The 6,998-nt window shown below is 66.3% G+C and carries 11 protein-coding genes; all 11 read right to left on the reverse strand.

Going from position 1 to position 6,998, the window contains the following annotated elements; all coding sequences use genetic code 11:
• Positions 1-174 precede the first annotated feature (174 nt).
• Positions 175-1,392, reverse strand: coding sequence for a PQQ-dependent sugar dehydrogenase (locus A2J02_RS02700; protein WP_231893702.1), 1,218 nt, complete (start codon positions 1,390-1,392; stop codon positions 175-177).
• Between the two features lie 87 nt (positions 1,393-1,479).
• Positions 1,480-1,683: a heavy-metal-associated domain-containing protein gene (locus A2J02_RS02705; RefSeq protein WP_068046431.1), complete on the reverse strand. Its 204-nt coding sequence runs from the start codon at positions 1,681-1,683 to the stop codon at positions 1,480-1,482.
• A gap of 19 nt (positions 1,684-1,702) precedes the next feature.
• Positions 1,703-1,984 (reverse strand): metal-sensitive transcriptional regulator, encoded by a 282-nt coding sequence (locus A2J02_RS02710; protein WP_032393890.1) that lies wholly within the window; start codon positions 1,982-1,984, stop codon positions 1,703-1,705.
• Positions 1,985-2,000: 16 nt separating this feature from the next.
• Entirely contained in the window at positions 2,001-2,252 is a 252-nt protein-coding gene (locus tag A2J02_RS02715) for a hypothetical protein (RefSeq protein ID WP_068046434.1), read from the reverse strand.
• Positions 2,249-2,737 (reverse strand): hypothetical protein, encoded by a 489-nt coding sequence (locus tag A2J02_RS02720; protein WP_068046453.1) that lies wholly within the window; start codon positions 2,735-2,737, stop codon positions 2,249-2,251. The genes A2J02_RS02715 and A2J02_RS02720 overlap by 4 nt, the downstream gene beginning before the upstream one ends.
• A gap of 25 nt (positions 2,738-2,762) precedes the next feature.
• Positions 2,763-3,203: a hypothetical protein gene (locus A2J02_RS02725; RefSeq protein ID WP_082898607.1), complete on the reverse strand. Its 441-nt coding sequence runs from the start codon at positions 3,201-3,203 to the stop codon at positions 2,763-2,765.
• Between the two features lie 68 nt (positions 3,204-3,271).
• A complete protein-coding gene (locus tag A2J02_RS02730; protein WP_156516049.1) occupies positions 3,272-3,445 on the reverse strand; it encodes a hypothetical protein in 174 nt (57 codons plus the stop codon).
• Between the two features lie 96 nt (positions 3,446-3,541).
• Positions 3,542-4,180 (reverse strand): hypothetical protein, encoded by a 639-nt coding sequence (locus A2J02_RS02735; protein WP_082898608.1) that lies wholly within the window; start codon positions 4,178-4,180, stop codon positions 3,542-3,544.
• Positions 4,177-5,151, reverse strand: coding sequence for a porphobilinogen synthase (gene hemB, locus A2J02_RS02740; protein WP_068046444.1), 975 nt, complete (start codon positions 5,149-5,151; stop codon positions 4,177-4,179). The genes A2J02_RS02735 and hemB overlap by 4 nt, the downstream gene beginning before the upstream one ends.
• Before the next feature lie 46 nt (positions 5,152-5,197).
• Positions 5,198-6,760 carry a uroporphyrinogen-III synthase gene (locus A2J02_RS02745; protein WP_068046447.1) on the reverse strand — a complete coding sequence of 521 codons (1,563 nt, stop codon included), beginning with the start codon at positions 6,758-6,760 and terminating at the stop codon, positions 5,198-5,200.
• Positions 6,757-6,927: a hypothetical protein gene (locus tag A2J02_RS27555; RefSeq protein ID WP_156516050.1), complete on the reverse strand. Its 171-nt coding sequence runs from the start codon at positions 6,925-6,927 to the stop codon at positions 6,757-6,759. Before A2J02_RS27555 ends, A2J02_RS02745 begins: the two co-directional genes overlap by 4 nt.
• Positions 6,928-6,998: the final 71 nt, after the last annotated feature.

Consider the following 6,998-nt stretch of genomic DNA (forward strand, 5'->3'; position numbering starts at 1 on the left):
AGCCGCGAGCGTCAGGAAGACGCTGGCGGCGAGTACTCCGGAACTGGACACCAGCTTGTTCATCCACACTCCTGACGACGATCCGCGACCGGTCCGATATGACCGATATCACATGATTTTAAACACAGTCGAGGGGATGCTCGCCGACTCACGACGCAATTCGTTGCCCGTGGTTCAGTCGACCTCGGGCGTGACGAGCAGTACCTGATCGTCGGATCCGTTGTCGGTGGTGAGCAGGAAGCCGCCGTCGCTTCCGAAGGGGGTGAGCGAACGCAACCTGCCGTAGGTGCCGTCCAGTGCCTCCGCCTCGGCGACGTACTCGGTTCCGTCCTCCGACAAGGCCAGGAAGACGAGCTTCTGCCCCTGCTGACTCGAGATCACCGCGGCACCGTTCCAGGAGCCCCACTGCTCACCGTCGGTGAACGTGACGTCGGGGGTGGCGATGGTCGGATCACCCGAACTCCACACTGCAGGCAGGGCACCGGGAACCCGATCGGGATCGGTCATGGGGACCGATTCGTCGTAGACCGACGGGCGTCGATCGGGGCTGTAGCCGTAGTTTCCGCCCGGCACCAACAGGTTCAGCTCGTCGTCCCGGCTCGTCCCCTGCTCGACCTCGAAGATCTGATCGGTGCCGGGACGGATCGCCAGTCCCTGCACATTGCGGTGACCGAGAGTGAAGATGCGATCCGGCGCGTCGGCTGCGGCGGTGCCATCGGCGTTGACGTGTAACACCTTGCCGCCCAGCGAGTTCCGATCCTGAGGAAAAGTCGGGTTCGCGTTGTCGCCGGTGCCGATGTACAGAGTGCCGTCGGGGTGGGCCAAGATTCGGCAGCCTCCGTGCCGCCCGCCGTCGGCGACCGGAATGTCGTCGACGACAGTGCCGGTTCTCGTCAGGGCAGTCCACTGCGGATCGACGGTCCACGACACGACGGCAATGCCGTTCTCGCCGCTACCCTCGCGCCCCTGGCAGGTGAACACGGTTCGAGAGGACTCGAAATCCACCGCCAGTGCGATACCCATGAGCCCGGTCTCACCGGCGGCGTAGAGATCACCGAGGTCCGCGTTCAGTTCACGCTGGACTCCTGCGGAATCGCGGATGACGAACCGACCGGAGCGCTCTCCGGTCAGCACCGTGCCATCGGGAGCAACCACCACGTCCCAAGGCTTGTCGAGGCCGTCGAGCACGGTGGTGACCGACAGGTTCGGCAGCGGCCCGGCAGGCGCGGCCGGGGAGGGAGCAGAGTCGGAATCGGAGCCCTGCGACGACGAGGTCGCGGACGACTCGGTCGGCCCTGCACTACTGCCCTGTTCGGTGGTGTCCGTCGAGCAGGCCGCTAGCAAGGCCACACTCATGGCGATGACCGCTGCGCCGGTGACCGGTTTCTTCACGAGCTCTCCTGACGATGTTCGGTAAGTCCCATTTCTCCGGTATCACCGTTTTTGCGACTTCCGAACCACCGACGGATCGCAGTCGAGTCAGGACACCAGTCGATACCCGGCTTCGACGACCGCTGCGTCCACCGTCGCGTCATCGAGCGCCGAATCGCTGCTCACCACGACTGCCCCGGAATCCACATCGACGTCGACGCCGGTGACTCCTGCGATCTCCGATACTTCTTCTCTCACCGACGCGGCGCAATGCCCGCACGTCATGCCCTCGACCGAATATGTCGTCTGCATCTGAATTTCCCCTCTTCCGTCAGGAACGAACCAGGCGCGCGATGGCCTCCGAGGCCTCTTTCACTTTCGCGTCCGCCTCGGGTCCGCCGTGTTTCGCGGCCTCCACGACGCATCCTGCGAGGTGGGCGTCGAGCAGCTTCAACGAGACCGACTGCAGCGCCTTGGTCACCGCAGACACCTGGGTGAGGACATCGATGCAATAGCGGTCGTCTGCGACCATTCGCGAAATGCCGGCCACTTGGCCCTCGATTCGGCGCAATCGCTTCAGCAGATCGTCCTGCTCGGCGCTGTAGCTGCTCATAACGCCCACCATACCCCTACCCGGTATGGGGTGCACGTCCCGAGAGGACCCGACGGACGCCGTCGACCATCAACAGTGCGGCCACCGTGACGACCAGAGCGGCCAGCGCGATCCAGGACCCCGAGTAGAACGTCCCCGAATATGCCGGGGACACGTCGGCAACCGCGGGAAACTCGGTGGTGCGCACGCCCGCATTCCAGCACGCCACAGCTCCGATCACCGCGAGCAGAGCCAGCCCCAGCTCCGCCCACCCGAGGGACTTCCTCACAGGTACTCCCGCTTCGCCGTTTCCAGAGCCGCACGCAGCCCGTCGTCGTCCTTCGCCCAGGCCTGCACCAGCCCACCGCCCACCAGCCGCAGCCCGATGCCGTGACGCTTGCGCGGCACACCCGACAGCTCCCCGAGTACCCGCGCGGTCTCCCACTTCTTCGGCTCGTAGTCACCGTCGGCGTACTCCGCCGGCGGCAGGATGTCGTCGATCTCGTCCAGATCGACGGTCTCGGTCCCCTGCCGCAGCCGACGCGTGGTGAGTTCGACGCTCACGTGCATCCGCGCGGCGCGCAGCTGGACGTACGTGAGACCGACGAGGATCAACGAGAACAGTGCGAGTGCGAACCAGTGGATCACCGGTCCCGATGCGAGTTCGACTGCGAGTACCACCAGGCAGAACACCGGCCCCCACGCCAGCATGCGCCACCGACCACCGGGCTCGTGGACGAGCACGAGCTCGTCGATGGGAGTCTCGCTGTTCATGTCACTGTTCATCTCGCTGTTCATCTCACTGCTCACGGACGAACCACTCCCGCGCCGACGGCCGATAGACCAGAACGGCTGCGACCACCAGCGCAACGGTGATCACCAGCAGCACGAACGGAAACACCAGCGCGGCGAAAGTCAGCAGCAGCGCCACGGCTCCGGACAGTGCCACCAGGGCGCGTCGGAACCTGCGGTCTCCGGCGCGGACGGGGCCCGACATCAGACCGACGGCCAAGCCGACCACTCCGAAGATGACCCCGAGTCCGCGGAACACCGTCAGGAAGGAATCGATCTGCTCGTCCGTCGCACCGCCGGTGGTGAACGACGCACGGATCTGGTCGGCGGGGAGCGTCAGGGCGATCATGCACACGACGATCAGCAGCACGGCCGAGGCCAACCACAGCCAGTAGGCGGCGGAAACAACTCGGGGCCGGGCGATCGGTGCGTCGGTGTCTGCGCTCACGCCAGACATCCTGCCACCGCCGGTGAGCTGTGCGTTCGGCCGGCAGAGATTCTGCGCCGACGCGATGCTCAGCCTGCAGAAATCCCCAGCGCCATGATGGCGATGGCAGCCGAGACGGCGAGCAAGAGTCCGAGCAGTGCCCAGCCGGGGCGTCCGCTCTCGGCGGGACAGGCCTCGCGGTCGACGGCCGGTACTGCGGTCGGCTGCGCCATGCTCGCTGCTGCAGGGTTGTTGTCTGCCATGTCGATTCCGATCACTCGAGAAGATATCGAGAGTGATGCTAGTCACACAGCGGGGTGGGGGCCGCGAACACGCCCGAAACTATCGAGTTCTGAAAACTACCGCTGTCCCGAAGCGGCGACGAAGTATTCGTTGGATTCCCGACGGTGCATCAGGTAGATCGCCCCGGCGGCCAGCACTCCCTGGCCGATGCCGAGCACACTCATCACGATGTTCATCGCGCCCGCGCTCGACGCGATGGAGAACAGTTCCAGGATTGTGGTGAACACTGTGAACGATCCGATGACGGTGAGCAGCATGCGCGCCCACATCTTGCCCGCTCGCATTCGCTTCACCCAGAACAGGAACAAGGCCCCGAATCCCAGTACGACGAACACCGTGACGACGAGCATCACCGTCACCATCGACTGCGTGGACTCCACCGTCATGTCGGCGGCCGCGTCCTGCGCTGCGAGGTCGTCGAGCAAGGACTGCGCAAATTCCTCGCGCGCCCCGAACAGCGTCCACACCGAGAACAGTGCCGAGAGCGCTCCGATCAGCGCCACTCCCCACCACAGGTGGCGAGCGGTCTCGACGTCGACGGGGGCCGGACGCGGGGTCGGCTCCAGCTCCGGTCCTGGCTGCGGGAACCCGTGCTCCATCTCCCAGCGCTGCCAATCCGGCTGCGGCGGTGGGTTACCCGGGGTGTTGCTGTCGGGGTTGCCGTCCGGGTTGTTTTTCGGAGGATATTCGTTCACAACCAGCCCGCCACTTCGGTAGCCCAATAGGTCAGTACGACATCGGCACCGGCGCGCCGGATGCCGACGAGCGATTCCAGTACCGCTGCGTCGCGGTCGATCCACCCGTTCTGAGCGGCGGCGGTGATCATGGCATATTCCCCGGAGATCTGGTACGCCGCAACCGGAACCGGTGACATCTCGGCGACGTCGCGAAGAATATCGAGATACGACATGGCCGGCTTGACCATCACCATGTCGGCGCCCTCGGCGAGATCGAGCTCTACTTCGTGGGTGGCCTCACGACGGTTGGCCGCGTCCTGCTGGTACGTGCGGCGATCGCCCTGCAGCGAGGACCCCACTGCTTCACGGAACGGGCCGTAGAACGCCGAAGCGTATTTCGCCGAATACGCCAGCTGACCGACCTCGACGTGTCCGGCTGCGTCGAGTCCGGCGCGGATGGCACCGACCTGCCCGTCCATCATTCCGCTGGGTCCGAGCAGGTGCGCACCGGACTCCGCCTGCGCGACGGCCATGTCGACGTACCGCAGCAGGGTGGCGTCGTTGTCGATCGAACCGTTCTCCCCCAGGACTCCGCAGTGCCCGTGGGAGGTGAACTCGTCCAGGCAGGTGTCGGCCATAATGACGGTCGAGTCCCCGAGGTCGGCCTTCAGCCGCGCCAGACCCCGATTGAGAATCCCGTCCGGGTCGGTTGCACCCGAGCCGGTCTCGTCCTTGTCCTCGGGCCTCGGCACCCCGAACAGCATGACGCCACCGACGCCGGCCGCGACGGCCTCTTCGGCTGCAGCGCTCAGCGAATCCAGCGTGTGCTGATACACCCCGGGCATCGAGCTGATCGCCCGAGGCTCACCGATGCCGTCGGCCACGAACATCGGCAGCACCACATGCCGTGGCTCGAGCGAGGTCTCGGCCACGAGTCGACGCAGTGCCGGGGTACGGCGCAGGCGTCGGGGACGGTCGGTGGGGAACAAGCGAACTCCTTACGGACCGGGTGCTATTCGGCTCTTCTGGTGGGACCTAGCGCCGACGTGACTTCTTTCGCGGCGGGGGCAACGCACCCTCGGCGCGCAGGCGAGCCGCGTGCTCGGCGAGTGCCTCGACCAACGGTCCGACCTGAGCCGACTCGGGCTGCACGTCCACGCGCAGACCGAATTCGACGGCCGTCTCGGCGGTCTTGGGTCCGATGCACGCAACGAGCGTGCGGGCGTGTGGCTTTCCGGCGATGCCGACCAGGTTCCGGACGGTGGAACTCGACGTGAAGCACACTGCGTCGAAGCCGCCGGTCTTGATCATCTCGCGGGTCTCGGCGGGGGGCGGTGCTGCCCGGACGGTGCGGTAGGCGGTGACGTCGTCGATCTCCCAGCCCCGTTCGCGCAGGCCCTCGGCGAGAGTCTCGGTGGCGATGTCGGCGCGGGGCAACAGAACTCGGTTGACCGGGTCGAAGACCTCGTCGTACGGCGGGAAGTCCTCGAGCAGTCCGAGCGAGCTCTGCTCACCGGAGGGCACGAGCTCGGGGTTGATGCCGAACGAGCGCACCTTCGCCGCGGTTGCCTCACCGACACAGGCGATCTTGACGCCGGAGAACGCGCGAGCGTCCAGACCGAACTCCTCGAACTTCTCCCACACGGCGCGCACGGCGTTGGTGGAGGTGAAGACGACCCACTGGTAGCGGCCGTCGACCAGGCCCTTGACGGAGCGTTCCATCTGGGCCGGGCTGCGCGGGGGCTCGACGGCGATGGTCGGGACCTCGATGGGGATGGCTCCGTGGGTGACGAGGCGATCGCTCATCTCCCCGGCCTGATCCTTGGTACGCGGCACCAGCACGGTCCAGCCGTACAGGGCGCGAGATTCCCACCAGGACATCTTGTTTCGGCCCGAGACGACCTTGCCCACGGTGACGACGAGTGATCCGACGAGCTCGGATCCGGCGTCGTTGAGGGTGGCGAGGGTGGCCTCGACGGTGCGCTGCTGACGGGTGGTGCCGCGGACGGTGATGGCCGCGGGCGTCTGCGGCGCGAGGCCGTGTTCGACGAGGGCACTGGCGGTTTCGGCCAGGTGACCCGACGTGGCGTGCAGTACGAGCGGGCCCGGAGCAGCTGCGAGTGCTGCCCAGTCGACCTCGCCGCGGACGTCGGCCTCGGTGTGACCCGAGCCGAGTGCCATGCCTGCGTAGCTGGGGACGGCCGATCCCGACGGCAGGCCGGGGAGCACCTCGAACGGCACGTGCGTGCGAGCGACGGCGCTGACCTCGGCGATCACAGAGTCGGTCGTGAGCGGATCACCAGAGACCAGGCGAACCACGTCGTGGCCGTTCTTGGCCTCGGCGAGAAGGGTTTTGGCGACCTCGGCCGGTTCGCCGAGTGCCGGACGAACCTCGACACCGTTCTCACCCGTCTCCGGGTCACGCGGAACGTCGGCACCGACGAGGGCGGTGACACCCTTGTCGACGTCGGGGTCGGTGAACGCGAGCTCGGCCGCTCCGAGCACTTCCCGTGCCCGGACCGTGAGCAGAGCCGGGTCACCCGGCCCGGATCCCACGAACAGGATCCGTCCGTTGGTGTTCTTGCGGACTGGGCTCATCGGTTGTTCTCCAGTGCTGTCTTGTGTGGGTACTGCAGTTCTATCGGGGTTGCGGTGCCCCGTTTCGGAATCAGTCGAGCGGTGGCGATCGACTCTCTTCGCACCACCGGACGAGTCGCCTTGCGTTTGGCGCGTCCGCGGACGGGTGCCGTTATGGCCCTAGACATGAGATCCACCCTGTACCTGAGAACCGGCCTGTGCTGGTTCGGTGACTGAAACGAGTTCGCGCGCACCGAGA

The organism is Rhodococcus sp. EPR-147, from assembly GCF_001647185.1.
Lineage (GTDB): Bacteria > Actinomycetota > Actinomycetes > Mycobacteriales > Mycobacteriaceae > Rhodococcoides.